We start from the raw sequence: 25,238 nt of genomic DNA, 5'->3' as shown, positions 1-25,238 counted from the left end.
CAGCGGGCGGATTTCCATTTCCCTGACCGGACCCTGAGCGATTACGCGAAGGGATGTTCCACTAACCCAGTATCTTTCCGAGACATCACTAATGACCGAAACTTTCGCAGAGTTGTTTGAGGCCAGCCTCAAGAGTGGCCAGTCCATGCAGTCCGGCACGATCGTCAATGCACGCGTGCTGGAAATCAAAACCGACGTTGTCATCGTAGACGCGGGCCTGAAATCCGAGGGTGTCATCCCCGTCGCGGAATTCATGGTCGACGGCGAGCTGCGCGTTGCCGTAGGCGACGACGTTGAAGTGGCACTGGAAACTGTTGAAGACGGCTTCGGCGAAACCAAGTTCTCGAAAGAGAAGGCCGAACGCATCAAGACCTGGGACCGCCTCGCCAAGGCGTTCGAGGAGAAGGAAACGGTCATCGGCACGATCACCGGCAAGGTCAAGGGCGGTTTCACCGTCGATATCGGTTCGGTCCGCGCGTTCCTGCCGGGCTCGCTGGTCGACGTCCGTCCGGTCCGCGATACCTCGTACCTCGAAGGCAAGCCGCTCGAGTTCAAGGTCATCAAGCTCGACAAGCTGCGTAACAACGTTGTGGTCTCGCGTCGCGAAGTGCTCGAAGCCGAGTACAGCGCCGAGCGCGACACCCTCCTCGCGAACCTCCAGGAAGGCGTGGTCCTGCGCGGCGTCGTCAAGAACCTGGTCGAGTACGGCGCGTTCGTCGACCTCGGCGGCATCGACGGCCTGCTGCACATCACCGACATGACCTGGAAGCGCGTCAAGGATCCGGCGGAAGTCGTCACCGTCGGCCAGGAAATCGAAGTCAAGGTCCTCAAGTACGATCGCGAGCGTCGCCGCGTGTCGCTGGGCCTCAAGCAGCTCGGCGCCGATCCTTGGGTCGACATCGAGCGTCGCTATCCGGATCGCACCCGCCTGTTCGGCAAGGTCACCAACATCACCGACTACGGTTCCTTCGTGGAAATCGAGCCGGGCGTCGAAGGCCTGGTCCACGTGTCGGAAATGGACTGGACCAACAAGAACGTCAACCCGGGCAAGGTTGTCCAGGTCGGCGACGAAGTCGAAGTCATGATCCTCGACATCGACGGCGAGCGCCGCCGTATCTCGCTGGGCATGAAGCAGTGCAAGGCCAACCCCTGGGAAGAGTTCGCGCAGAACCACCAGAAGGGCGACAAGGTCCGCGGTGCGATCAAGTCGATCACCGATTTCGGCATCTTCATCGGCCTCGACGGTGGCATCGACGGTCTGGTTCACCTGTCCGATCTGGATTGGAACGAAACCGGCGAGAACGCCGTGCGCCGTTACCAGAAGGGCCAGGAAATCGACGCCGTCGTGCTCGCCATCGACGGTGCGCGCGAGCGCATCTCGCTGGGCGTCAAGCAGGTCTCTTCCGATCCGCTGACCGAGTTCATCGCCAAGAACACCAAGGGCGAAATCGTCTCCGGTACGGTGCGTGAAGTCGACGCCCGCGGCGCGATCATCGACCTCGGTAATGGCGTCGAAGGCTACATCCGTGCCAACGACCTGTCGCGTGAGCGCGTTGAAGACGCCACGAAGATCTTGTCGGTGGGCGGCACGCTGGAAGCCCGTTTCATCGGCGTCGATCGCAAGAACCGCACGATCCAGCTGTCGGTCCGCGAGAAGGAAATCCAGGAAGAGCAGGAAGTCGTGGCGGAATACAGCCGCAACGCGACGACCGGCAAGACCAGTCTGGGCGACCTGCTCAAGGAACAGATGGGCGGCAACAACAACGAGTAATCCACTCGTGTATCGATCCGGCTTGCCGGATCGGTAATGTCATAAAAGGGGCCGCGCTTGCGCGGCCCCTTTTTTTTCTTTAATGTTCAAGCTGATACAGAACATTCGTGGCCCTGTGTGGCGTAACTATGACCAAATCAGAACTGATCGAACGCCTTTCCGCGCGGCAGACCCATCTCATGCACAAGGACGTCGAGCTCGCCGTCAAATCCGTGCTGGATCAGGTCAGTAACGCATTGGCGCGCGACGACAGGGTCGAAATCCGCGGTTTTGGCAGCTTTGCGCTGCATCACCGCCCGGCGCGTGTCGGCCGTAACCCGAAAACGGGCGAGCCGGTGCACATCCCCCCCAAGCGTGTGCCTCATTTCAAACCCGGCAAGGAGATGCGCGAGCGCGTCAACCTTGCAGCCGAAGAAGAAGCCGCCGCAGCGGCTGCGAAGGGCACGCCGTAATCCGAGTACCTCGCCATGTGGCGTATTTTTGTGATGTTGGTGCTGGTCGCAGTGCTCGTGATGGGCGCTTCGATCGGCTACTTCAATGCGCAGATGGTGACTTTCGACTATCTGTTCGGTAGCTGGGAAATTCCGCTGATCGGTTTGCTGGTCGGAGCATTTGCACTTGGCGTGCTGCTGACCCTGCTGGTGATCGGTACGCGCCTGCTGACGCAGCGCATGGAGCTTGGGCGCCTGCGCGCCCGCGTGCGCGATCACGAGATCGAACTGCGCAATCTGCGTAACCTGTCGATATCCACCGAGCCGGCAAAGCCGGCCCCCACGACGCTGCCTGCAGTGACGGCGAGCGGATTCACCCCCGGTGCTTGATCCGCTGTTTACCTGGCTGCTGCTGCCGCTGGGCGTGGTGCTGGGCTGGGCGCTGGCGCGCAAGAACCCGCAAGCGGATGCACAGCCTCAGCAGCGCGGGCAGAGCTTCAGCGGCGAACAGCTCGGCAGCCTGCTGACGCAACTCGCTTCGGACGATCCGGATCACGCGATTGCCGCGCTGATGACGGCCACCGAACTCGATCCGTCGACCGTCGAGCTGCATCTGACTCTCGGCCGCATGTTCCGCAAGCGCGGCGAGGTCGATCGCGCGTTGCGCGTCCATGAGGCGCTCAGCGCCCGGCCCGGACTGACGCCTGCGCTGCAGTCGCAGGCGCGCTTCGAGCTAGCGCTCGACTACATGACCGCCGGCGTGATGGATCGCGCCGAGACGCTGTTCGCCGGGCTCGCCGAACAGGGCGCTCATGCGATCGAATCGCTGGAGGCGATCCGCACGATTCACGAGCAGGGCCGCGAGTGGCAACCGGCCATCGATGCGGCGCGCCGGCTGCAGGCGGCAAAGGGCGAGTCGCAGAGCACAGCCATCGCCCAATATCTCTGCGAGCTTGCCGACGAGGCGCGGCGCGCGAAAGACTTCGACGGCGCGCTGGGGTTTGCGCAGCAGGCGCAGGCCGAGAACAAGGCCTGTACGCGCGCCTATCTGATGCTCGGCGACCTTTACGAAACGCGCGGCGATTTCAACGACGCCGCGCGCTCCTATCTGAAGGCCTTCGAACAGGATCCGCGCTTTCTTGCCGATGTCATCGAGCCGCTGCGCCGCTGCTTCGAGGCGCTGCGCGATCACGACGGTTTCCTGCTGTTCCTCAAGGATGCGAAGGAAATCTCGCCGAGCAGCCTGCCGTATGTGGCCGAAGCACGCCTGCTGGCCGAGAGCGGCGTGGATCCGATGGATCATCTGGCCCAGGGCCTTGAGGCACGGCCCAGCCGATCCGTGCTCGCCGAATTTCTCGAAGTGCTTGAACGTCAGCCGGAAGTCATTGCGGCCGGTCTCGACAAGCCGGCGGCGAGCCTGCGCAAGGCGCTGCTGCGACTGATGGAAACCACGCCGCGCTACCAATGCAGCAACTGCGGCTTCAGTCCGCGCCAGCTGTTCTGGCAATGCCCGGGTTGCAAGCACTGGGGGACGACGGCGCCGGCTGACGACCTGATGCGCACCTGAGTCCTTGAAGTGCCGCCGGGGCTTTTGGGTACACTCGGCCAAAACGATCCGGCAAAAAGTGCGGATCACCACAGGAGGCAGCTTTGGCTAGGACGGCGTTCGTCACGGGTGCGACCGGTTTCGTCGGCCTCAATCTGGTTGATGCCCTGTTGGGGCATGGCTGGGACGTGATCGCCTTCCATCGCGCGAGCTCCGACATCAGCGGTTTGCAGCGTTTCCGTCAGGTGAAGACCGTCATCGGCGACATCACCGACGCGCGTTCGATCAAGGACGCGATGCCGCGCAATATCGATTGCGTGTTTCATACGGCCGGCAATACCAGCCTGTGGATCCGCGACCAGATCGAGCAGATCAAGGTCAATGCGCGTGGCACCCGTAATGTCGCCCGCGCCGCGCTCGACAATGGCGCCAGACGCATGGTGCACACCTCCAGCATCGTCGCTTATGGCGTTCACAGCGGCGTCATCACCGAGGAAACCCCGACGCGCGGCAGCGCGGTCGAGATCACTCACATCCGCAGCAAGGCGATGGCCGAGCGCGAAGTGCGGCGGGTGATGAGCAGCGGCTTGCCCGCCGTCATCGTCAACCCTTCCAACTTGATCGGGCGCTACGACACGCACAGCTGGGCGCGATTCTTCCGTTTGATCAAGCAGGGTCGTCTGCCGCTGCTGCCGCCGGGCGGCGGCAGCTTCTGCCATGCGCGCAATGCGGCGCAGGCGATGGTGGCAGCGGCGGAGCGCGGCCAGCTGGGGCACAACTATCTGCTCGGCGGGGCGCAGGCCAGCTATGTCGGTCTGGCGCAGGCCGTCGCCAATGAACTTGGCCTCAAGCGACGCTTTTCGGCGGTGAATCCGACGATGCTTTCCGCCTATGCCGGCCTGGAGGAGTGGATCGCGCCGCTGTTCGGTCGTGAACCGGACGTCACCCGCGGGGCTGTCGATCTGCTGTCGAAGAGTTTTTACTGCAGCAGCCGCAAGGCCGAACAGGAGCTGGGTTATCAGCCGGTCGCGCTTGAGGAAATGGTGCGCGACTGCGCGACCTGGATGCGTGGCGCGGGGCTACTCTGAACGCGCTCAGCGCAGCGCGCTGACCCGATTGCGATCATCGCGCGGTCGCCAGTTGTCGGGCAGGCTGTCGCGCACTTCCTTGCGCTTGGCGAGCAGACGCGCGCGATGCTTGTCGTCGAGATTCGGCAGGCGCAGACCCGCGTCGAGCTGGGCGAGCGCATTGCCGGCATCGCCGCGCAGATACAGGAAGCTCGCCATCTGATACGAAGCCTCGACCAGGTTGCCGCTCTCGCGCGCGGCCTGAGCCAGCAGGTTATAGGTCTGGATCTGCGTGCCAAGCGTCTGCTCGTGCGTCAGCAGGATCTGTCGCGCTTCGTCGGGTTTGCCGGCCATCATCAGGCCTTCGGCATAGCTCAGAATCGCCGGCGCATAGCGCGGGTTGCGGCGAAGCATCTGCTGCAAGGTGGCGAGACCTTTATCCTCGTCTCCGTTACGCATCTGCAGGCGGCCCGCCAGCAGATTGACGTTGACCTGGTTGGGCATGCGCTCGCTGAGCGGCTTGAGCGCTTCCATCGCACGCGGATACTGGCCGAGCTCATACAGGGCGAATGCGAGTCCGTACTGGCTCTCGTCGACATCGCGGTCGGCTTTTAGGTTGCCGGTGTATTGCTCGACGGCCATGCTCGGCCGCTCGGCCGACAGCACGCGGGCGCGGGCGCGCATGAAGTTGAATTCCGGCGGATCCTTGTGGACGACCGGCGGCATTTCCGCAGCGCGGGCTGCAGCCTCGGCGACACGATTGGTGCTCAGCGGATGGGTGCGGAGGATTTCCGGCAGGCCGCTGCCGTAGAGGCGCGACTGCTGTTCAAGCTTCTGGAAGAAGGTCGCCATCGCCTTCGGATCGAAGCCGGCCTTCTCCATCGTCTGGATGCCGATGCGGTCGGCCTCCTGCTCGTGTGCACGCGTGTAATTGACCTGGCGCTGGTAGCTCATCGCCTGGCCGACCGACAGGGCGCCCATGATGACGTCGGGATCCGCGGAGCCGGCGATGATCGCCGCGATCACGGCCAGCCAGGTCGCGACATTGGCAATCTCCGAGTCCTCGCCGCTGCGCGCGATGTGGCGCTGGGTGACGTGCGCAAGTTCGTGGCCCATGACGCCGGCGACTTCGCTCTCGTTATCCGAAGCGAGCAGCAAACCCGCGTTGAAGCCGATATAACCGCCAGGCAGCGCGAAGGCGTTGATGCGCGGATCGCCGACGACGAAGAAGGTCAGCTGCGGCGGCTGCGTCGCGCTGTTGGCGGCGAGACGCCAGCCCAGCGTCGAGATGTAATCAGTGAGCTCGGGATCCTCGAGCAGATAGCCGGCACCGTATAGCTGCGACATGACGCGCTGGCCGAGCTGCTTTTCCTGCATCGGCGACAGCGTGTTGTCGGCCGGCTCGCCGATCTGCGGCAGATCGAGCGTGCTCGGATTCGAAGCCATCGCAGCGCCCATGACACTCAGTGCAACTGCGGCAGCGATGGCAATTCTGGACATGGATCGGTTTGATGGTGCGAGGGAAAACAGCTGTAGCTTAGAGCAGTGCTTTGTCCAAAGGTTCGCTAGCGCGCCTGCGGGTGCCAGGTGCCCAGCGACTGGCCCATGCGTACTGCCTGGCCGGGCTGCAGGGCGGCATCCCAGTCGACAGCGCCGGGCTGCGTCAGCAGGATGACCGTCGAACCCATGTTGAAGCGCCCCATTTCCTCGCCGCGGACCAGCTGACGCGGCTGCATCGGCGCGTAGAAGCCGGGCTCGCCGCGCTCGTGCGGCGGCGAGATCTGGCCGGTCCAGACGGTTTCCATCGAGCCGACGAACAGCGCGCCGATCATGGTCAGGCCGAAGATGCCGGCCTCGGTGTCGAACAGGGTGTTGACGCGTTCGTTGCGCGCAAACAGGTTCGGCATCGCGCGCGCCGTGGCGGCATTGACGCTGAACAGGCGGCCGGGCACATACGACCAGCCGCGCAGGTTGCCGGTCAGCGGCATGTGGATACGGTGATAGTTGTACGGCGCCAGGTAGATGGTGCAGAAGCGGCCGTTCACGAACGCCTGTGCGGCTTCGACATCGCCGCCGAGCAGTTCGACGACCGAATACGTATGCCCCTTGGCCTGGAAGATCTGGCCGTCGCGGATTTCGCCGAACTGGCTGATCGTGCCGTCGACCGGGCTCGCCAGCGCATGCGGATCGGCGGGCAGGGGGCGCATGCCGGGCTTGAGCGCGCGCGTGAAGAAGTGATTGAAGCTGTCGTAGAACTCCGGGGCGCTGTACTGGGCTTCGCTGAGATCGATCGTGAATCCGCGCATGAACAGCTTGATCAGCGCGTTCTTGAAGCCGACATGGCGGATCTGCGTGATGCGATAGACCTGCATCGACAGCCAGCGCGTCGGCAGGATGCGCTGCAGGCCGGCGAACAAGCGGTCCGAAGTGCTGGCGTCGGTGATTTCCTGAGCCATGAACGAATCTCTATGAGGGATTGCGGATCTGGAAGTCGACGCCGAGCTGTTGCTCGCCGCAGCGGAGAACCAGATGGGTAGTGTCGCCGACGGCGAACAGACGCTGGGGGCGAAACAGCATGAGGTGAAAGCTGCCCGGCGCGAACGCCGCCTCCTTGCCGGGCGGCACTTCGAGAACCTGATCGCGCAGCATGCGCGAGTCGCCATTCTCGATGACGGTGCGATGAATCTCGGCGGCGCCGAAATCCTTGCCGGACACGCCATCGCAGTGGATCGGCTGATCGCCGCGATTGGTCAGCGTCGCGTAGCCAGCCATCACGCTGACGCCAGGGGGTGCGGCGCGGACCCAGGCATCTCTGGCGGACAGCGCGGGGCCCTCGGGGGCTGGCTTGCAGGCGGCCAGCAGCAGGGCGAGCAGGGCAGTGAACGATCCGATTGATTTCATGGTACGAGCAGTGTCTGCAGATCCTTGACCAGCGCGTCGACCTGGAACGGCGGCGTGAAATAGCCAGCGAGCTGACCCTGCGGATTAATCAGCACCAACGCCGCCGAGTGGTCCATCGTGTAGCTCTTTCCTTCCGGACCTTCGCCTTCGCCGGGCACCTTGATGTAGGCAACCCCCAGCGCGGCGGCGACTTTCTGCAGGCCCGGTTCGGCAGTCGTCACGCCCTTGAAGCTCGGGCTGAAGAACTGCACGTAGCGCTTGAGGGTTTCCGGCGTGTCGCGTTCGGGGTCGATCGAGAACAGTGCGATCTGCAGCTGTGCCGCGGCGGCCTCGCCGAGCTGCGTCTGTACGACTTTCAGCAGGGCCAGCGTCGTCGGGCAGACATCGGGGCAATAGGTGAAGCCGGGAAACAGCAGCGTCCAGCGGCCGCGCAGCTGCTCGACGCCGAACGGCTGGCCGAGCTCGTCGGTCAAGGTGAACTCCGGCAGCGTGCGCGGCGTCTGCAGCAGGGTGCCGGAATTGATGCTCTTGCCGCCGGCCGTGCCGCTGGGGCCCAGGTAGATCGCGGCGAACACGCCGCCGATCAGTGCCAGGGCGCCCAGGATCACCAACAGCGCGGACTTGTTCGCAGGATTTGTCGTCGCCACGGTTTTCAGGTCTCGGAAAGCCTCGGCGGAGGCCTGTGGGTTTGGCGCGGCCACCGGCCGCACCGCATAATGCGCGCCCATTATTTCATAGGCTGACCGGACAGACGCCGCATGAGCAGGCTCGACGACACGCAAACGCTGGCGACGGTGCGCGATCTCGTGCGCTGGGGCGCGAGCCGTTTTCGTGAAGCAGGCCTGACTTTCGGGCACGGCACCGAGAACGCACTCGACGATGCCTACTACATCGTGCTGCAGACCTTGCATCTGCCGTTCGATCTGCCGACCTTGTATCTCGAAGCGAACGTGACCGCGTCCGAGCGTGCCGCGGTTGTCAAGCTGCTCAAGGCGCGCGTGACGACACGCAAGCCGGCCGCATACCTGCTGGGCATCGCGCAATTTGCCGGATTGGCGTTCGAGGTCGACGAGCGCGTTCTGGTGCCGCGTTCGCCGATCGGCGAGTTGATCGGCCGCGAATTCCAGCCTTGGCTGCAGCAGGCACCGGAACACGTCCTCGATCTGTGTGCCGGCAGCGGTTGCATCGGCATCGCGACCGCGCTGGCATTCCCGCAAGCACAGGTCGATCTCGCTGAGCTGAGTGCCGGGGCGCTGGCGGTCTGCCGCAGGAACATCAAGCGGCATGCGGTCGGCGAGCGGGTCCGCGCCTGCAAGTCCGACGTGTTCTCCGGCCTCGGCGATGCGCGCTACGACCTGATCGTCGCCAATCCGCCCTATGTGCCGACCGCGGAGTGGAAGGGGCTGCAGCCCGAATACCTGCACGAGCCGAAAATGGCGCTTGAGGCGGGCGGCGACGGCATGGATGTCGTCGCGCGCATCCTCGACGAGGCCGCGGCGCGGCTCAATCCGGGCGGCCTGCTGATCTGTGAAGTCGGCGGTTATGTCGACGAGTTTGAAGCGCGCTGGCCGCGGTTGCCGGTGACCTGGATCGATTTCGAGCATGGCGGCGATGGCGTGTTCGTCATCGCCCGCGAAGCCCTGCCTGGAGCCTAACGACGATGTCCGGCAACACCCTCGGCACCCTGTTCACGGTGACCAGCTTTGGCGAAAGTCACGGCGCGGCGATCGGCTGTGTCGTCGACGGCTGTCCGCCGGGTCTGGCGCTGACCGAGGCCGATATCCAGATCGATCTGGACCGCCGCAAGCCGGGCACGTCGAAGTACGTCACGCAGCGCAAGGAAGCCGATCAGGTCGAGATCCTGTCCGGCGTCTTCGAAGGCAAGACCACCGGTACGCCGATCGCGCTGCTGATCCGCAACACCGACCAGCGCAGCTACGACTACGAGAAGATCAAGCAGGTGTTCCGGCCGAACCATGCCGATTACGCCTATGTGCAGAAGTACGGCGTGCGCGACCATCGCGGCGGCGGCCGTTCGTCCGCACGCGAGACGGCGGTGCGCGTCGCCGCCGGTGCAATCGCGCGCAAGTATCTGCGCGAGCGTCTCGGCGTCGAGATTCGCGGTTGCCTGGAGCAGATGGGCAATATCGTCTGCGCACGCAACGACTGGTCGGCGGTCAACGGCAATCCCTTCTTCTGCGCCGACCCCGGGCGAGTTCCCGAACTCGAAGCGCGCATCGACGCGCTGCGCTCCGACGGCGACTCGGTCGGTGCGCTGCTGTATGTCGAAGCGCGCAACGTGCCGCCGGGCCTCGGCGAGCCGGTCTTCGATCGCCTCGATGCGGAACTGGCCTATGCGCTGATGTCGATCAACGCGGTCAAGGGCGTCGAGATCGGCGACGGCATGCGCGTCGCGACGATGCTCGGCACCGAGCATCGCGACGAGATGTCGCCCGAAGGTTTCCTCGGCAATCACTCCGGCGGCATTGCCGGTGGCATCTCGACCGGGCAGACGATCTACGCACGCTACGCGATCAAGCCGACGTCGAGCATCACGACGCCGGGCAAGAGCATCGACGAGACCGGCGCGGCGACCGACATGCGCACCACTGGCCGTCACGATCCCTGCGTCGGCCTGCGCGCGACGCCGATCGGCGAGGCGATGATGGCGCTGGTGCTGATGGATCATTATCTGCGTCAACGCGCACAGAACGCCGACGTCAAGCCGGCGACGCCGCGCATTCCGGGCGAGGCATCCTAAGCCTCATGCTCGCGCCATCCGCAGGCGTTGAGCGCCTGCACTGGCGCTTGGCATCGTTCTACTTTTTCTACTACGCGACCGTCGGCGCGTTCATGCCGTACTGGGCGCCGTATCTGCAGGCGCGCGGCTTCACGCCGCTGCAGATGGGCATTGCGTTCGCGTTGATGGGCGTCACGCGCTCGATCGTGCCGATCCTGTGGGGCTGGTACGCGGACCACACCGGCAAGCGCGTCGCGCTGATCCGCTGGGCGAGCATCGCCGCATTGATCACGTTCATGGCGATTCCCTTCGTCGACAACATCCTGTGGATCGGCGGGCTGATGCTGGCCTACACGCTGTTCTGGCACGCGCTGCTGCCGCAGTTCGAAGTCGTCACGATCAATCATCTGTACAAGAGCGGCGGCGACTACAGCCGCGTGCGCCTGTGGGGTTCGGTCGGTTTCATCGCCACCGTGCTCGGCATCGGCGCCGCGCTTGATGTGACAGGTGTGATCTGGCTGCCCTGGCTGGTCGGCGCCTTCTGGGTTGGCATGGCGGCCTCGACCTGGCTGGTGCCGGAGTCGCCGGTGCTGCACGCGAAGGACGCGCCGCACAGCAGCATCTGGAGCGTGCTCCGACGGCCGGAAGTGATCGCCCTGCTCGTCGTCTGCCTGTGCTCGCAGCTGAGCTTTTCGCCGTACTACAACTTCTTCACGCTGTTTCTCGAGCGCCATGGCTACAGCCGCAGTTTCGCCGGCGTGCTGTGGACGATCGGCGTCGTCGCCGAGATCGGCGTGTTCCTGATCGTCGGCCGCTGGATTGCGCAGCTGGGCGCGCGGCGCATGATGCTCATCGCCCTGGTGGCGACGACGCTGCGCTGGCTGCTGACCGCGAGCATGGTCGACTCCCTGCCGGTGCTGATCTGCGTGCAGCTGGCGCATGCGATCACTTTCGGCGTCTATCATTCGGTCGCGATGCATTACGTCACACGCTTGTTCCCGCCGGCGCTGCATGGGCGCGGCCAGGCGGTCTACAACGCCGCTGCCTACGGCATCGGCGGTTCGATCGGCAGCATCGGTGCCGGTTATCTGTGGCAGGGCGTGGCGCCGGAAGCGGCGTTCTATGCGGCCGGTCTGGTCGCGGCGATCGGCACCGCGGTCGCCTGGCGCTATCTGCCGAACCCCCGTGGAACCGCGCTGTAACCATGAACGCTTACGCAGCCATCGATTTTGGAACCTCGAATTCCGCCGTATATGTCGGCGTCGGCGCGCAAGGCAGCCTGACGCCGCTGGAGCGCGATCGCGACACGATGCCGACTGCGGTGTTCTTCAATGCCGACGAGCGGACGATTGTCTTCGGCCGCCAGGCGATTTCCGAATACCAGACCGGCTTCAGCGGTCGCCTGATGCGCTCGCTGAAAAGCCTGCTCGGCAGCGAACTGATCGATGAGACGACATTGATCAACGGCAAGTCGCTGGCCTATCGCAGCATCATCGGTCACTACGTCGAGCACCTGAAGGCGGTCGCGGAAGCCAACAGCGGCCAGCGCCTCGAGCGCGTCGTGCTCGGCCGGCCCGTGCATTTCGTCGACGACAGCGACGAGCGCGACGGGCAGGCGCAGGTCACGCTGGAGCAGATCGCGAAAGACGCCGGCTTCAGCGACGTGCAGTTCCAGTTCGAGCCGATTGCCGCGGCACTCGATTTTGAAACACGCCTGCAGCGCGAAACCCTGGTGCTGGTCGTCGACATCGGCGGCGGTACGTCGGACTTCTCGCTGATCCGCCTCGGCCCGCAGCGCCGGCAACGTCTCGATCGCAGCGCCGACGTGCTCGCCAACGCCGGCATCCACATCGCCGGGACCGACTTCGACCAGCAGCTGAGCCTGGCGGCGGTGATGCCGCATCTGGGCATGGGCTCGCTCGGCGAAACCGGCAAGCCGGTGCCGATCCAGACCTACTTCGAGCTGGCGACCTGGCATCGCATCAATTTCCTGTATTCGCCGCGCGCGCTGGCCGATGCGGAGACGCTGCGGCCGTTTTTCGCGGAGCCGCGGCTGCATGCGCGTCTGATGCAGGTATTGCGTGACCGCGAGGGGCACCGTATTGCCGGGCTGGTCGAAGAGGCCAAGGTCGCGACGGCTGAGGGCGGCGCCGCGCAGATCAATCTCGATTTCATCGAGCGTGGATTGACCGCCGCAGTCGGCGAAGCGCTGGTCATGCGGGCATTGGACCGGCCCTTGTCGCGCGTTGCCGATACGGCCGTCGAGACCGTCCGTGCGGCCGGCATCAAGCCGGCGCAGATCGACGCTCTGTACTTCACGGGCGGTTCAACCGGGTTGAGCCACCTGCGGCAGACCATCGCCGCTGCCTTCACCGACAGTCAGGTGGTTCTCGGCGACAAGTTCTCCAGCGTCGCCAGTGGCCTCGGACTGCACGCGGCGAAGTTATTTACCTAGGGCGACCCGCTGCGCGGCGTGTGCCGACGACTGCTCGGCCCAATGGCGATGGTTGAAGACCTGACCGTCGCGGCGTACCGCAGCGACAGCGGCGAGATCGATATCGGCGTATAGCCACTGCGCCCGATTCATTTCTCCCAAGGCGAGCACGCCGTCGTCCGGAAAGCCACGATCGGGCGGACCGAACACGCCAGCCGCGCCGACGTTGACGTCGACGGCCGCCGACCACGGCGCTTCGCCGACCAGCGGCGCCTGCACGACGATGCACTGGTTCTCCAGCGCGCGCGCCTGGCAACCGACGCGGACGCGGTGGTAGCCGGCGAGGGTGTCGGTGCAGCTCGGCACCAGGATCAGTTCGGCACCGGCTTCGACTTGCGCACGCGCGAGCAGCGGGAACTCGCTGTCGTAGCAGATGTTGACCGCGATGCGGCCGAGTGCGGTGTCGAAGACTTTCAGCGCCGCATCGCCCGCGATGTTCCAGCTCTCGCGCTCGAAGCGGGTCATGATCTGCTTGTCCTGGAACTCCGCGCTGCCGTCGGCGGCGAAGAACCACGCGCGGTTGACGCTGCGGCCGTCCGCCAGCGTCCACGGAAAACTGCCGGCGAGCAGGTAGACGCGATGCGTCTGCGCGAGCTGCCGATGCAGTTCAACGTAGCGCTCGCGCAGCGCCTGCACGGCCTGCACTTGGCGGGCGAGATCGTTGCGCACCGCGGCCTCGAACAGCGCAGGCAGACTCATCGCTGCGTATTCGGGAAACACGAGCAGCCGTGCGCCGGCCTCGGCGGCTTCGGCGACCCAGTCCGCAATCTGCCGTTCGAATGTTGCCCAGTCGGCGGGCTCCGACACCGGGAATTGCGCGGCCGCCAGCTTGAAGGCACTCATGCGGATTCCAGTTCGCGCAGCCAGAACGTCATCGGCTTGCGTGTCGACTGTGCTGCGCCGATATCCGGCCAGTCCAGTGTGGTCTGCAGCTCCGACGCCTTGCGATACCCACGGCGCTGCCAGAACGCGTCGTTCGGCACGTAGTCCGCCGGCTTGAGCGGATGATCGTCCGGCCGCTGCACCGCGCAGAACGCGCAGACCGGCAGCTGCAATGCGCGCGCATGCGCCTCGCGCAACTCGAAGAACTTCACGCCCAGGCCCCTGCCGCGATACTCGCGCAGCAACACCGATTCGCCGAAGTAGTCGATGCGCGACAGATCCAGGCCGGCGTCGATGAACGGCTGCTGCATGTCGCGCGGCGCATCGGCGAGCGGGATCACGGTCGACGCGCCGACGCAGCGCTCGCCGTCCCAGACCAGCACGCACAGCGCACGCGGGCAGTCGATGTAGACCTGCAGGTATTTCGCCTCGTAGGCGCGTGAGCCTTCGTACAGATACGGCCAGTCGCGGAACACGGCGCAGCGCATGTCGGCGAGCGCATCGAGATCGCGCGCGATGTCGGCGCCGTACAGCGACTCGATGCGCAACGTTGCCAACTCAGGCTCCGACCTGACGCAGCCAATCCTGCAGGTTGTAGTAGTTCGTGACGCGCGAGACTAGGCCGTCGCGAATCTCGAAGAACGCGCCGCCGGGCAGGCGATAGGTCTGGCCAGTCGCCGGCGGCAGGCCCTCGTCGGTCTTCAGGTAGGTGCCGATCACGACGTATTCGGCCGCCGCGCGCTGGCCGTCGGCGCTGACGCTGATCGCGATGTCGACGATCTGCTCGCTGTAGCTCGCGTTCATGCGGTCGATGAACGTGCGGAACGCGGCCTTGCCGTGCTCGCGTGCGCCCTGGTTCAGGTCGTGGACGACGTCGTCGGTCAGCAGGGCGAAGAAACCCTCCCAGTCGCGGGCATTGAAGGCGGCGTAATAACGGCGGAGCAGATCGGCGGAGGACATGCGGAATGAGCGTGGTTTCAGGGGTACGCAGTGTACGTGCAGTGGACGTTGTCTCATCCGCAAAAGTTACTGTTTAGTCCCTTGCAGATAAGAACAAGTCTCATATAGCTTTGGCCGGCTTAGAGCCTGCTGCTTTCTGCAAACATCAAAAAATCAATCCCTTAGGGAGGGACCTCATGCAAGTGTTCACGCTGAAGCGCGTGCCAGCGATGGCTGCGCTGCTGTTCTGTATCGCCACGCCGGCCAACGCGCAGAAGGCAGCCGATGCCACGAAGGACAAGGCCAAGAACGAGCCGGTCGTGCTCGAGCAGCTGACCGTGGTCGGCAGTCCGGAGCGCGCCGCGCAGACAGCCGGTTCCGCCACGTACCTCAACACCGAAGCGCTCGAGACGATGGGTTACAGCGACGTGCAGCGCGTGCTGCGCCAGGTCAACGGTGTATACGCGATCGAAGAAGAGGGCTACGGCCTGCGTCCGAACATCGGTATCCGCGGCTCTGGCACCGACCGCAACGGTCGCATCACGGTGCTGGAGGACGGCGTGCCGGCCGCACCGGCGATCTATTCGGCACCGTCGGCGTACTTCTTTCCGACGATGGCGCGCATCAGTGCGGTCGAGGTGCTCAAGGGTTCTTCGACGATTCGCAGCGGTCCGCGCACGACGGGCGGTGTTATCAACCTGATCTCCACTCCGATTCCTGATCGTACCGCGGGCTTGGTCGACTTCTCGTTCGGCAGCGATACAACGTTGAAGACCCATGCATGGGCCGGTTCCAGCGCCGAGCACTACGGCTGGCTGTTCGAAACCGCGCAGCAGAGCAGCGATGGCTTCAAGCGCCTCGACAATGGCGGCGGCACCGGCTACACGCTAGAAGATTACCTGGGCAAGTTCCGGGTCAACACGGCGGCCGGCGCCAGCGTGCCGCAGTCGCTGGAGATCAAGCTGGGCAGGCTGCGGCAGGACAGCAATGAAACCTATCTGGGTCTGACCGATGCTGATTTCGCCGCCATGTCGAATCGCCGTTACGCCGGCTCGCAGGAGGACAACATCCGTGCCGAGAACGAGCAGATCGAACTGCGCCACAACGTCCGCTTCTCCGACGCGGTCGAGGTGACGACCGTCGCCTACCGCAATCAATTCAAGCGCAACTGGTACAAGCTCAACGACGTGCGCAGCAGCGACGACAGCGGTTGGATTTCGATTGACGACATCGTCGTCGACCCCGAGACCAATGCCGACCAGTACCAGTGGCTGACTGGCGCCAGCAGCCCGGACGGCGCGCTGCGTCTGCGCAACAACAACCGCAGCTACGACTCGCGCGGCGTGCAGAGCGTGTTGGGCTGGAATCTGGGTAGCGCTGGCATGATGCACGGCCTCGAGCTCGGCGTGCGGTACCACGAGGACAACGAGGATCGCTTCCAGTCGGATGACCGCTACAGCATGGTCAACGGCGATATGGTGCTTTCCAGCACCGGCGCGGCCGGCTCGCAGGACAACCGGATCGGCGAGGCCGAGGCGCTCGCGGTGTATCTGCAGGACGAGATGCGCCTCGGCCGCTGGATCATCACGCCGGGCGTGCGTTACGAGAACATCGACCTGACCCGCACCGATTACCTCAAGCAGCCCGATGGGCGCAGCCAGCCGCCGACCGGTGTACGCAAGTCATCGGTGTCGGCCTGGATGCCGGGTCTGGGCGTCAGCTGGCTGGCGACCGACGCGCTGACGCTGTTCGCCAGCGGGCACAGCGGCTTCAATCCGCCCGGACCGGGCTCCGACACGGATCCGGAAAAGAGCATCAACATCGAGACCGGCGCGCGTTGGTCGCACGGTGCGCTGCAGTCCGAACTGATCGGCTTCTGGAACGACTACAGCAATCTGGTCGGTACCTGCACGGCCTCGTCCGGCGGTGGCTGCACGATCGGCGACCAGTACGACGGCGGCGAAGCGCAGGTGCGCGGTGTCGAGGCCAGCCTGGCGTACGACATCGGTCAGGCCAACGGCTGGGCGGTTCGGGTGCCGGCGCGCGTCGGCTACACCTGGACCAACGCCGAGTTCTCGACCAGCTTCGAAAGCGACTTCGACGAGTGGGGCAATGTGCAGCGCGGCGACAAACTGCCGTACCTGCCCGAGCAGGTCGTCAACGTCCAACTCGGCGTGGAACACGCGAAGTGGCGCCTGAACCTGGCCGGCAATTATCTCGATGACATGAGCACGAACGCGGCGAACACCTCGCGGCGCACCGAGTCGGCGTTTATCGTGGATCTGATGGCCGGGTATCAGCTGAGCCGGCTGGTCGAGCTCTACACCCGGGTCGATAACCTGACCGACGAGGAGTGGATCGCGTCACGTCGCCCGGCGGGTGCGCGTCCGGGTCTGCCGCAGCAGCTCACGGCGGGAATCCGCGCCAAGTTCTGATTGGACGCGGCTACAACGCCAGCCCGGGAATCCCTTGCGGGGTTCCCGGGCTGTTTCGTTCTGCGGAGAGTCTTTAGCCCTTGACGATCGCGTCCAGCGCCTTGCGCTGGTCGATGATCTTCGAGATGAGTCCCAGCTCGATCGCCTCGATCGGCTCGACCCAGCGGTCGCGCTCCATCAGCTCGACGAACTTCTCGACGCTGCCGCCGGTGCGTTCGGCGTACAGCTGATGCATCTTCTTCTTGAGCGCGATGATGTCCTTGGCGTGGATGTCGATATCCGACGCCTGGCCGCGCAGCACGCCGCCGATCAGCGGCTGGTGAATCAGGAACTTGGCGTTCGGCAGACTCAGGCGGTTTTCCTTCTCGGCCGCGAGCGCGATCACCGAACCCATCGACGCGACGATGCCCGAAGCGACCGTGATGACCCGCGGCTGGATGAAGCGAATCGTGTCGTAGATCGAGAAGCCGGAATAAACCTCGCCACCCGGGCAGTCGATCCACAGCACGATCGGCGCCGTCGGATTGGCGCGTTCCATCGCCATCAGCTGGCGATTGACCTTCTGCGCCAGGTCCGAGTCGACTTCGCCACTGACGAAGACCGTGCGCGATTCGAACAGGTGCTGGTCGATCGGCGTGAACGGGGAGGTGTTGGAATTCGGTGCGGGGCTGGTTTTTTCGTCGCTCATGACAGGCATGTTCTGTGTTCGGCTGTACTCGGGGGCACTAGGATAGCCGGGCTATCGCCGCGGCGTTGAAGCTGCTCATCGCGTCGCCGGCAGCAGGCGCATCAGCGCCTGCGCGGCGCCGGACAGCGTGCGCTTCTGATGCCAGACCATGCCCAGCTCGCGGCGCAGGCGCAGGCGCGGCACGTTGAGGCGGGCGAGGCTGTCGTCGAGCATCGATTCCGGCAGCACGCTCCAGCCCAGGCCGATGACGACGAGCATCTTCAGCGTCTCCAGATAATTCGTCGCCAGGCGCACATGCGGCTTGACGCCCTCGGCCTCCAGTGCCGCGGTGACGATGCGATGGGTATAGGTCGCCTCGTCGGGCATGACGGCCGGATGTTCGGCGAGCTGGATCAGCGAAACCTGACGCTTGCCGGCCAGCGGGTGGTCCGGTGCGCTGACGACAATCAGCGGGTCCGGCCAGACCTTGCGTGTCATCAGCTGCGGCAGCGGCTGCGTCGGCAGGGTGACGATGCCGAGTTCGAGCTTGCCGGCGAGCACGGCCTGGCAAGCGACTTCCGAATCCATGAAGTGGATGTCGAGGTCGACCTGCGGGTATTCGCGGGTGAACTGGCCGAGCACCGGCGGCAGGCGGTGCAGGCCGATGTGATGGCTGGTGCCGATCGACAGCCGGCCGCTGACGCTGCCGTCGAGCTGCGACAGCGCACGGCGTGCGTCTTCGATGTCCTGCAGGGTCTTGCGTGCGTAGGGCAGCAAGGTGCGGCCGGCATCGGTCAGGCTGACGGTGCGGCCGACGCGGTCGAACAGCGACTGGCCGATCTGCTGCTCCAGCGCCGTGATGCGCTTGCTGATCGCCGGCTGCGACAGGTGCAGGCGCTCGCCGGCCTGGGTGAACGAGGCGCTTTCGGCGACTTCGACGAAAGCAGCCAGAAACTGGGTGTCCATGGCGCATCCATAAATTCCAAACAGGAATGAAGTATATAAAAACGATTCATTGGAGTTATTGATCATCCGGACCTAAGATGCGCCCCGTTTCCACTGCCAACACCGGGTTCCAGCCATGAGCCACGCCAAGACCCTCTACGACAAGATCTGGGACGCGCACGTCGTCAGCCCCGCCGGCGACGGTGCTTCGCTGATCTACATCGACCGCCATCTGGTCCATGAAGTGACCAGCCCGCAGGCCTTCGACGGCCTGCGCCTCAACGACCGCAAGCCCTGGCGCCTGGCCGCCAACCTGGCCGTGCCGGACCACAACGTGCCGACCGTCGACCGACGCCTGGGCATTGCCGATCCGATCTCGCGCGCGCAGCTCGCCGCGCTGGACAGCAACTGCGCCGAGTTCGGCATCACCAAGTTCGACCTGATGGATGTGCGGCAGGGCATCGTCCACGTCATCGGCCCGGAGCAGGGCGCGACCCTGCCGGGCATGACCGTGGTCTGCGGCGACTCGCACACTTCGACGCACGGCGCGTTCGGCGCACTGGCGTTCGGCATCGGCACCTCCGAAGTCGAGCACGCGCTGGCGACGCAGACCTTGGTGCTGAAGAAGTCCAAGGCGATGCTGATCCGCGTCAAGGGCCACGTCGGCCCCGGCGTCACTGCCAAGGACATCACGCTGGCGATCATCGGCCGCATCGGTACTGCCGGCGGCACGGGGTTTGTCATCGAATACGCCGGTGAGGCGATCGAAGACCTGACGATGGAAGGCCGCATGACCTTGTGCAACATGGCGATCGAGGGCGGCGCACGCGCCGGTCTGGTTGCGGTGGACGACAAGACGATTGCCTACGTGAAAGGCCGCCCGTATTCGCCGACGCCGGCGCAGTGGGATGCCGCAGTCGCGAACTGGAAGCAGCTGAAGAGCGATCCCGGTGCGAAGTTCGACGCCGTCGTCGAGATCGACGCGCGCGACATCGAGCCGCAGGTCACCTGGGGCACTTCGCCGGAGATGGTCGGGCCAGTGTCGGCGAGCGTGCCGGATCCGGCGCGCGAGAGCGATGTCGTCAAGCGCAGCGGCATGGAAAAGGCGCTGGCCTACATGGGCCTGACCGCGAACATGCCGATCGAGCAGATCACGATCGACAAGGTCTTCATCGGTTCCTGCACGAACTCGCGCATCGAGGACATCCGCGCCGCCGCTGCCATCGTCAAGGGCAGGAAGAAGGCCGCCAACGTCAAGCTGGCGATGGTCGTGCCGGGTTCGGGTCTCGTGAAGGAACAGGCCGAGTTGGAAGGCCTGGACAAGATTTTCCTCGATGCCGGTTTCGAATGGCGCGAGCCGGGTTGTTCGATGTGCCTGGCGATGAATGCCGACCGTCTGGAGCCGGGCGAACGCTGCGCATCGACCAGCAACCGCAACTTCGAAGGGCGCCAGGGTGCCGGTGGTCGTACACACCTGGTGTCTCCGGCGATGGCGGCGGCGGCGGGTATTGCCGGCCACTTCGTCGACGTGCGTTCGCTGTAGTCGGCGTGAAATCGGCCCGCCTTCGGCAATGAGCCTGGACATCCGACCTGCGAGGGCCGACGACGCCGCAGCCGCGGCGCCGCTGGTCTACAGCTCGGGCCCAGAAGCCTACGACTACATCTTGCGCGACGGCGGCAAGACCGCCTTGGATTTCCTGCGCTACGCCTTTGCCGACGGGCGCGGATTCCAGGGCCACCGCAATCACTGGGTGGCCGAGCGCGATGGGCAGGTCGTCGGCGCTGGCGCGTTCTACAGCGGTCGGGATGAACTGCGTCTGTCGCTGGGCTTCGTTGCGCAGATCCTGGCGTTCTATCCGCTGCTGACTGCGCTTGCTGTGATCCGCCGCGCGCTGCAGGTCGCTGCGATGATGAAGCCGGTGACGCGCGACATGCTGTATGTGGCCAACTTCGGCGTCGCTGCCGAGTGTCGCGGCCAGGGCGTTGGCGCGCGCATGCTGAACCAGCAGATGGTGCGTGCGCGACAGGCCGGGTTCAAGCGCTATGGGCTGGATGTCGCGGTGACCAATCCGCGCGCGCAGAAGTTGTACGAGGGAATCGGTTTCAAGTTCGTTCGCGAAATGAGATTTCGCGGAGATTATCAACGCGCTCCGGTGCCGGATTGCCGGCGCCTGGAAATGCAGCTGTAAAGGAACCATCATGAAGGCATTTACGCAGGTCACTTCCCATGCGATGCCGTTGGACCGTCCGAACGTGGACACCGACGCGATCATCCCCAAGCAATACCTGAAGTCGATCAGCCGCACCGGCTTCGGCCCGTTCCTGTTCGACGACTGGCGTTATCTCGATCCGGGCACGCTCGATATCGATCCGGCGACACGCCGCATCAACAACGACTTCGTGCTCAACGACGCCAAGCACAAGGGCGCGCAGATCCTTGTTGCGCGCGACAACTTCGGCTGCGGTTCTTCGCGCGAGCATGCCGTTTGGGCGCTCGACGACTACGGCTTCCGCGCCGTCATCGCGCCGAGCTATGCCGACATCTTCTTCTCCAATTGCTTCAAGAACGGCGTGCTGCCGGTTGTGCTGAAGCCCGAGGAAGTGCAGGCGATCTTCGAGCGGGTGAGTGCGGACGCCAAGGCGCAGATCACGATTGACTTGCCGGCGCAGGAAGTGCGGCTGGCGGATGGCAAGGTCTTCAAGTTCCAGATCAATCCGCACCACAAGCACAACATGGTCAATGGTCTCGACGAGATCGGCTTGACCCTGCAGCAGGCCGATTCGATCAAGGCTTACGAGGCCAAGCGTCGCGTCGAGGCGCCGTGGCTGTTCAATTGAACCCTGCGGATCACTGGCATGCCGACCGTTACGGCCGGCACGCCGGGTTCGTGCCGGCGCTCGGCGCGGCGCTGCTTGAATGGCTGCAGCCGCAGCCGGGCGAGCGCATCCTCGATCTGGGCTGTGGCGATGGCGTGCTGACGAAGCAGCTGGTTGATGCCGGTTGCGAGGTCGTCGGCGTCGACGCGAGTCCGGCGCTGATCGCTGCGGCGCGTGAGCGCGGCATCGACGCGCGCGTCGTTGACGGTCATGCGCTGTGTTTCGATGCCGAGTTCGATGCGCTGTTCTCGAACGCCGCGCTGCACTGGATGAAGCGCGATCCGGACACGGTGATTGCCGGCGGCTTCCGTGCGCTGAAGCCGGGCGGTCGCTTCGTCGCCGAGATGGGCGGCGAGGGCAACGTCGAGTCGATTCGTGCCGCGCTGCATGCGGTCATCGGCGCACAGGCTGTCGATCCCTGGTATTTCCCCAGTGTTGAAGCCTACGGCGAGCGCCTGCGTCAGGCTGGCTTCACGGTCGTGCGGATCGAAACCTATCCGCGACCGACGCCGCTGCCGACCGATGTGCGCGGCTGGCTCGACACGTTTGCGCAGCCGTTCCTCGTCAACGTGCCGGAAGCGGCCCGCGATGCCATGTTGAATGAAGTCAGCGAGCGATTGCGCTCGCAGCTGCAGGATTCCAGCGGTACCTGGACGGCCGATTACGTCCGTCTCCGATTCATTGCCCACAAGAACTGAAACATGAGCAACAAGAAGATACTGATCCTCCCCGGCGACTACATCGGCACCGAGATCATGGCCGAGGCCGTGAAGGTGCTGGAGGTGTTCAAGTCCGAGGGCGAACAGCTCGAATGGTCGTTCGGCCATCTCGGCGGTGCGGCGTATGACGCCGAGGGCCATCCGTATCCGCCGTCGACGCAGAAGGCCGCGCGCGAGGCCGATGCGATCCTGATGGGCGCGGTCGGCGGCCCGAAGTACGACGCGCTGCCGCGCGAGCTGCGCCCGGAGCGCGGCATCCTCGGCATCCGCAAGGATCTGGGCCTGTTCGCGAACCTGCGCCCGGCGCTGGCGTACAAGGAACTCGCCGCGGCTTCGTCATTCAAGCCGGAGATCATCGAGGGTCTCGACATCCTGATCCTGCGCGAGCTGACCGGCGACATCTACTTCGGCCAGCCGCGCGGCCGTCGCACGACGGCGGACGGCCATCGCGAGGGCTACGACACGATGCATTACAGCGCGCCGGAGATCGAGCGCATCGCGCATGTCGGCTTCCAGGCCGCGCGCAAGCGCAACAAGCGTCTGTGCTCGGTCGACAAGGAGAACGTGCTGGAGACGTCGCGCCTGTGGCGCGAGGTGATGATCGAGGTCGGCAAGCAGTATCCGGACGTCGAGCTGACCCACATGTACGTCGACAACGCGGCGATGCAGCTGGTGAAGTGGCCGAAGCAGTTCGACGTGATGGTCACCGGCAACATCTTCGGCGACATCTTGTCCGATGAAGCGTCGATGCTCGCCGGTTCGATCGGCATGCTGCCGTCGGCCTCGCTCGACGTGAACAACAAGGGCCTGTACGAACCCAGCCACGGCAGCGCGCCGGACATCGCCGGGCAGAACAAGGCGAATCCGTTGGCGACGATCCTGTCGGTTGGCATGATGTTCCGCTATACCTTCAACCGCACCGACCTGGCGGACCGCATCGACGCGGCCGTGCAGAAGGTGCTGCAGCAGGGTCATCGGACCGGCGATATCGCGCAGCCGGGCGAGAAGGTCATCGGTACGCGCGAAATGGGTGATGCGCTGGTTGCAGCGCTACGCAGGTAATCAAAAATGAGCGAGCCGACGACGGATCGTGTAGCGGACTACCGGATCGACCTGACCCGGTTGCTGTACATGTTCTACATGGATCAGGAGCAGCAGCTGGCGCGCGCGGACGCCAAGGCCAACCTGATCCTGACGGCGAACTCGATCCTGCTGGTCGTCGCGGTGAACATGGTTGTGTCCCGCATGCGGGCGATGCCCGACACCATCGACATCATCTGGCTGCTGGCGCCGCTGTTGCCTGCGGCGCTGCTGTCGGTGCTGGCGACGCACTACGCGCTGTCGGTGGCCTATCCGCGCCAGGGTGGCAGCGAGAATGCCAAGGGGATGTTCGAATCGACGGCGGTCGCCGAGATGGCGTTCGGCGACTACGAACGCAGCGTGCTGTCGGCCGAGCTCAACGATATCAAGCGCGAGGTGCTGCGCGGCATCCATGCCAAGGCGAACATCCTGCAGGTGAAGTTCGCGCGCGTGCGGCTTGGCATCCAGTGCACGGTCGCGGCATTCGTCGCGTGGATCGCATTCATGGCGGCGACCGTCGTCTATACATAATTTCCGGCACGCATTGGCGTGCCGGCATCAGTGAGTGAAAGAAGAGAGATGATGAAGAAGCTGGGTATGGTGGGTTGGCGCGGCATGGTCGGTTCGGTGCTGATGCAGCGCATGAACGACGAGAATGACTTTGCGCTCGTTGAGTCGCATTTTTTCAGCACCTCCGCTGTCGGCGGACCGGGGCCGAAGGTCGGCGGCAAGGACACGCCGCCGCTGAAGGATGCGAACAGCATCGATGCGCTGAAGGCGATGGACATCATCATCACCTGCCAGGGTGGCGACTACACGAACGAGATCTTCCCGAAGCTGCGCGCGAGCGGCTGGGACGGCTACTGGATCGATGCCGCCAGCGCGCTGCGCATGAAGGACGACGCGGTCATCATCCTCGACCCGGTCAATCGCAACGTCATCGACGCGGCGCTTGCGAAGGGCGTCAAGAACTACATCGGCGGCAACTGCACGAACTCGATCCTGCTGATGGGCGTCGGCGCGCTGTTCCGCGAGCACCTCGTCGAGTGGGTCAGCTCGATGACCTACCAGGCGGCGTCCGGTGGCGGCGCGAACCACATGCGCGAGTTGATCAAGGGCATGGGCGTGCTGCATGGCGCCGTTGCCAATGAACTCGCCGATCCCGCGTCGGCGATCCTCGAGATCGACCGCAAGGTCGCCGAGGGCATTCGCAAGGACGTGCCGACCGAGTTCTTCGGCGCGCCGCTGGCCGGCGGCCTGATCCCCTGGATTGACTCGCAACTCGACAACGGCCAGTCCAAGGAAGAGTGGAAGGGCCAGGCCGAGGTCAACAAGATCCTCGGCAACGCGGGCGACCAGGTTATCCCGGTCGATGGCCTGTGCGTGCGCATCGGTGCGATGCGCTGCCACAGCCTCGCGCTGACGATCAAGCTGAAGAAGGACCTGCCGCTCGCCGAGATCGAGAAGATCATCAAGAGCGGCAACGACTGGGTGAAGTGGGTGCCCAACGACAAGCCGGTGACGGTCAAGGAACTGACCCCGGCTTCGATCACCGGCCAGCTGCAGGTCGGCGTCGGCCGCGTGCGCAAGCTGAACCTCGGGCCGCAGTACGTTTCGGCCTTCGTGATCGGCGATCAGTTGCTGTGGGGCGCGGCGGAACCGTTGCGTCGCATGCTGCGAATCGTGCTGGGCAAGAGCTGAGGGCGTTAAACTCCGCGTCCTCTAGTTCTTGCGGGTCCTGCGC

The 25,238-nt window shown here is 64.7% G+C and carries 26 protein-coding genes; 17 read left to right on the top strand and 9 right to left on the bottom strand.

Annotated features, from left to right (window positions below; all coding sequences use genetic code 11):
• Positions 1 to 91: 91 nt before the first annotated feature.
• The 5 genes from rpsA to AC3WUF_RS07380 all read left to right on the top strand — a co-directional run bounded on the left by rpsA (position 92) and on the right by AC3WUF_RS07380 (position 4,836).
• Positions 92 to 1,771: a 30S ribosomal protein S1 gene (gene rpsA / locus AC3WUF_RS07400; RefSeq protein ID WP_492424034.1), complete on the top strand. Its 1,680-nt coding sequence runs from the start codon at positions 92 to 94 to the stop codon at positions 1,769 to 1,771.
• Between the two features lie 128 nt (positions 1,772 to 1,899).
• The gene (locus tag AC3WUF_RS07395; protein WP_492425593.1) at positions 1,900 to 2,223 is read left to right on the top strand and encodes an integration host factor subunit beta; all 324 of its coding nucleotides are present in this window, start codon (positions 1,900 to 1,902) and stop codon (positions 2,221 to 2,223) included.
• A gap of 15 nt (positions 2,224 to 2,238) precedes the next feature.
• Positions 2,239 to 2,592 (top strand): LapA family protein, encoded by a 354-nt coding sequence (locus AC3WUF_RS07390; RefSeq protein ID WP_492424032.1) that lies wholly within the window; start codon positions 2,239 to 2,241, stop codon positions 2,590 to 2,592.
• The gene (locus AC3WUF_RS07385) at positions 2,585 to 3,769 is read left to right on the top strand and encodes a tetratricopeptide repeat protein (RefSeq protein WP_492424030.1); all 1,185 of its coding nucleotides are present in this window, start codon (positions 2,585 to 2,587) and stop codon (positions 3,767 to 3,769) included. The genes AC3WUF_RS07390 and AC3WUF_RS07385 overlap by 8 nt, the downstream gene beginning before the upstream one ends.
• An 83-nt stretch (positions 3,770 to 3,852) precedes the next feature.
• The gene (locus AC3WUF_RS07380) at positions 3,853 to 4,836 is read left to right on the top strand and encodes an NAD-dependent epimerase/dehydratase family protein (RefSeq protein WP_492424028.1); all 984 of its coding nucleotides are present in this window, start codon (positions 3,853 to 3,855) and stop codon (positions 4,834 to 4,836) included.
• Positions 4,837 to 4,842: 6 nt separating this feature from the next.
• Here AC3WUF_RS07380 and AC3WUF_RS07375 read toward each other — a convergent pair whose 3' ends face one another.
• From AC3WUF_RS07375 to AC3WUF_RS07360, 4 genes are all read right to left on the bottom strand, one after another.
• Positions 4,843 to 6,315, bottom strand: coding sequence for a M48 family metalloprotease (locus AC3WUF_RS07375; protein ID WP_492424026.1), 1,473 nt, complete (start codon positions 6,313 to 6,315; stop codon positions 4,843 to 4,845).
• Positions 6,316 to 6,380: 65 nt separating this feature from the next.
• Positions 6,381 to 7,271, bottom strand: coding sequence for an archaetidylserine decarboxylase (gene asd, locus AC3WUF_RS07370; RefSeq protein WP_492424024.1), 891 nt, complete (start codon positions 7,269 to 7,271; stop codon positions 6,381 to 6,383).
• 10 nt (positions 7,272 to 7,281) lie between these two features.
• Entirely contained in the window at positions 7,282 to 7,716 is a 435-nt protein-coding gene (locus AC3WUF_RS07365; RefSeq protein WP_492424022.1) for a copper chaperone PCu(A)C, read from the bottom strand.
• Positions 7,713 to 8,363 carry an SCO family protein gene (locus AC3WUF_RS07360; protein WP_492424020.1) on the bottom strand — a complete coding sequence of 217 codons (651 nt, stop codon included), beginning with the start codon at positions 8,361 to 8,363 and terminating at the stop codon, positions 7,713 to 7,715. Before AC3WUF_RS07360 ends, AC3WUF_RS07365 begins: the two co-directional genes overlap by 4 nt.
• A 111-nt stretch (positions 8,364 to 8,474) precedes the next feature.
• Between AC3WUF_RS07360 and prmB the strand changes: the two genes are divergently transcribed.
• Genes prmB through AC3WUF_RS07340 form a run of 4 tightly spaced genes read left to right on the top strand, consistent with a single transcriptional unit; the run spans position 8,475 to position 12,911 of the window.
• A complete protein-coding gene (gene prmB / locus AC3WUF_RS07355) occupies positions 8,475 to 9,371 on the top strand; it encodes a 50S ribosomal protein L3 N(5)-glutamine methyltransferase (RefSeq protein ID WP_492424018.1) in 897 nt (298 codons plus the stop codon).
• Between the two features lie 5 nt (positions 9,372 to 9,376).
• Positions 9,377 to 10,477, top strand: a complete 1,101-nt coding sequence (aroC, locus tag AC3WUF_RS07350; RefSeq protein WP_492424016.1) for a chorismate synthase — start codon at positions 9,377 to 9,379, stop codon at positions 10,475 to 10,477.
• A 5-nt stretch (positions 10,478 to 10,482) separates the two neighbouring features.
• On the top strand, positions 10,483 to 11,658 hold the full coding sequence (locus AC3WUF_RS07345; RefSeq protein WP_492424014.1) for an MFS transporter: 1,176 nt from the start codon (positions 10,483 to 10,485) through the stop codon (positions 11,656 to 11,658).
• 2 nt (positions 11,659 to 11,660) lie between these two features.
• On the top strand, positions 11,661 to 12,911 hold the full coding sequence (locus tag AC3WUF_RS07340) for an Hsp70 family protein (RefSeq protein ID WP_492424012.1): 1,251 nt from the start codon (positions 11,661 to 11,663) through the stop codon (positions 12,909 to 12,911).
• On the opposite strand, the gene AC3WUF_RS07335 is transcribed toward AC3WUF_RS07340, so the two are convergent.
• Genes AC3WUF_RS07335 through AC3WUF_RS07325 form a run of 3 tightly spaced genes read right to left on the bottom strand, consistent with a single transcriptional unit; the run spans position 12,900 to position 14,792 of the window.
• Positions 12,900 to 13,793 carry a carbon-nitrogen hydrolase family protein gene (locus AC3WUF_RS07335; RefSeq protein WP_492424010.1) on the bottom strand — a complete coding sequence of 298 codons (894 nt, stop codon included), beginning with the start codon at positions 13,791 to 13,793 and terminating at the stop codon, positions 12,900 to 12,902. The two genes, AC3WUF_RS07340 and AC3WUF_RS07335, sit on opposite strands and share 12 nt — an antisense overlap.
• Positions 13,790 to 14,389, bottom strand: a complete 600-nt coding sequence (locus tag AC3WUF_RS07330) for a GNAT family N-acetyltransferase (RefSeq protein ID WP_492424008.1) — start codon at positions 14,387 to 14,389, stop codon at positions 13,790 to 13,792. The genes AC3WUF_RS07335 and AC3WUF_RS07330 overlap by 4 nt, the downstream gene beginning before the upstream one ends.
• A 1-nt stretch (position 14,390) precedes the next feature.
• Positions 14,391 to 14,792, bottom strand: coding sequence for a ketosteroid isomerase-related protein (locus tag AC3WUF_RS07325; protein ID WP_492424006.1), 402 nt, complete (start codon positions 14,790 to 14,792; stop codon positions 14,391 to 14,393).
• Between the two features lie 176 nt (positions 14,793 to 14,968).
• On the opposite strand from AC3WUF_RS07325, the gene AC3WUF_RS07320 reads away from it, so the two are divergent.
• The gene (locus tag AC3WUF_RS07320; RefSeq protein ID WP_492424004.1) at positions 14,969 to 17,206 is read left to right on the top strand and encodes a TonB-dependent receptor family protein; all 2,238 of its coding nucleotides are present in this window, start codon (positions 14,969 to 14,971) and stop codon (positions 17,204 to 17,206) included.
• Positions 17,207 to 17,279: 73 nt separating this feature from the next.
• Here AC3WUF_RS07320 and AC3WUF_RS07315 read toward each other — a convergent pair whose 3' ends face one another.
• Together AC3WUF_RS07315 and AC3WUF_RS07310 are read right to left on the bottom strand one after the other, a co-directional pair.
• Complete coding sequence (locus tag AC3WUF_RS07315; RefSeq protein WP_492424002.1) at positions 17,280 to 17,894, bottom strand: ClpP family protease; 615 nt, start codon at positions 17,892 to 17,894, stop codon at positions 17,280 to 17,282.
• 75 nt (positions 17,895 to 17,969) lie between these two features.
• The gene (locus tag AC3WUF_RS07310) at positions 17,970 to 18,839 is read right to left on the bottom strand and encodes a LysR family transcriptional regulator (protein ID WP_492424000.1); all 870 of its coding nucleotides are present in this window, start codon (positions 18,837 to 18,839) and stop codon (positions 17,970 to 17,972) included.
• 115 nt (positions 18,840 to 18,954) lie between these two features.
• Between AC3WUF_RS07310 and leuC the strand changes: the two genes are divergently transcribed.
• Genes leuC through asd (AC3WUF_RS07275) form a run of 7 tightly spaced genes read left to right on the top strand, consistent with a single transcriptional unit; the run spans position 18,955 to position 25,195 of the window.
• The gene (gene leuC, locus AC3WUF_RS07305) at positions 18,955 to 20,361 is read left to right on the top strand and encodes a 3-isopropylmalate dehydratase large subunit (protein ID WP_492423998.1); all 1,407 of its coding nucleotides are present in this window, start codon (positions 18,955 to 18,957) and stop codon (positions 20,359 to 20,361) included.
• A gap of 28 nt (positions 20,362 to 20,389) precedes the next feature.
• Positions 20,390 to 21,007 (top strand): GNAT family N-acetyltransferase, encoded by a 618-nt coding sequence (locus AC3WUF_RS07300; protein ID WP_492423996.1) that lies wholly within the window; start codon positions 20,390 to 20,392, stop codon positions 21,005 to 21,007.
• 10 nt (positions 21,008 to 21,017) lie between these two features.
• A complete protein-coding gene (gene leuD, locus AC3WUF_RS07295) occupies positions 21,018 to 21,656 on the top strand; it encodes a 3-isopropylmalate dehydratase small subunit (protein ID WP_492423994.1) in 639 nt (212 codons plus the stop codon).
• Positions 21,641 to 22,393, top strand: a complete 753-nt coding sequence (locus AC3WUF_RS07290) for a methyltransferase domain-containing protein (RefSeq protein WP_492423992.1) — start codon at positions 21,641 to 21,643, stop codon at positions 22,391 to 22,393. The genes leuD and AC3WUF_RS07290 overlap by 16 nt, the downstream gene beginning before the upstream one ends.
• A gap of 3 nt (positions 22,394 to 22,396) precedes the next feature.
• Entirely contained in the window at positions 22,397 to 23,476 is a 1,080-nt protein-coding gene (leuB, locus tag AC3WUF_RS07285) for a 3-isopropylmalate dehydrogenase (RefSeq protein WP_492423990.1), read from the top strand.
• 6 nt (positions 23,477 to 23,482) lie between these two features.
• The gene (locus AC3WUF_RS07280) at positions 23,483 to 24,025 is read left to right on the top strand and encodes a Pycsar system effector family protein (protein WP_492423988.1); all 543 of its coding nucleotides are present in this window, start codon (positions 23,483 to 23,485) and stop codon (positions 24,023 to 24,025) included.
• A 51-nt stretch (positions 24,026 to 24,076) separates the two neighbouring features.
• Positions 24,077 to 25,195, top strand: a complete 1,119-nt coding sequence (asd, locus tag AC3WUF_RS07275; protein ID WP_492423986.1) for an aspartate-semialdehyde dehydrogenase — start codon at positions 24,077 to 24,079, stop codon at positions 25,193 to 25,195.
• Positions 25,196 to 25,238: the final 43 nt, after the last annotated feature.

The sequence above is a fragment of the Fontimonas sp. FW305-C-3 genome (assembly GCF_058783185.1).
This window is presented reverse-complemented; position numbering and strand designations above follow the sequence as displayed.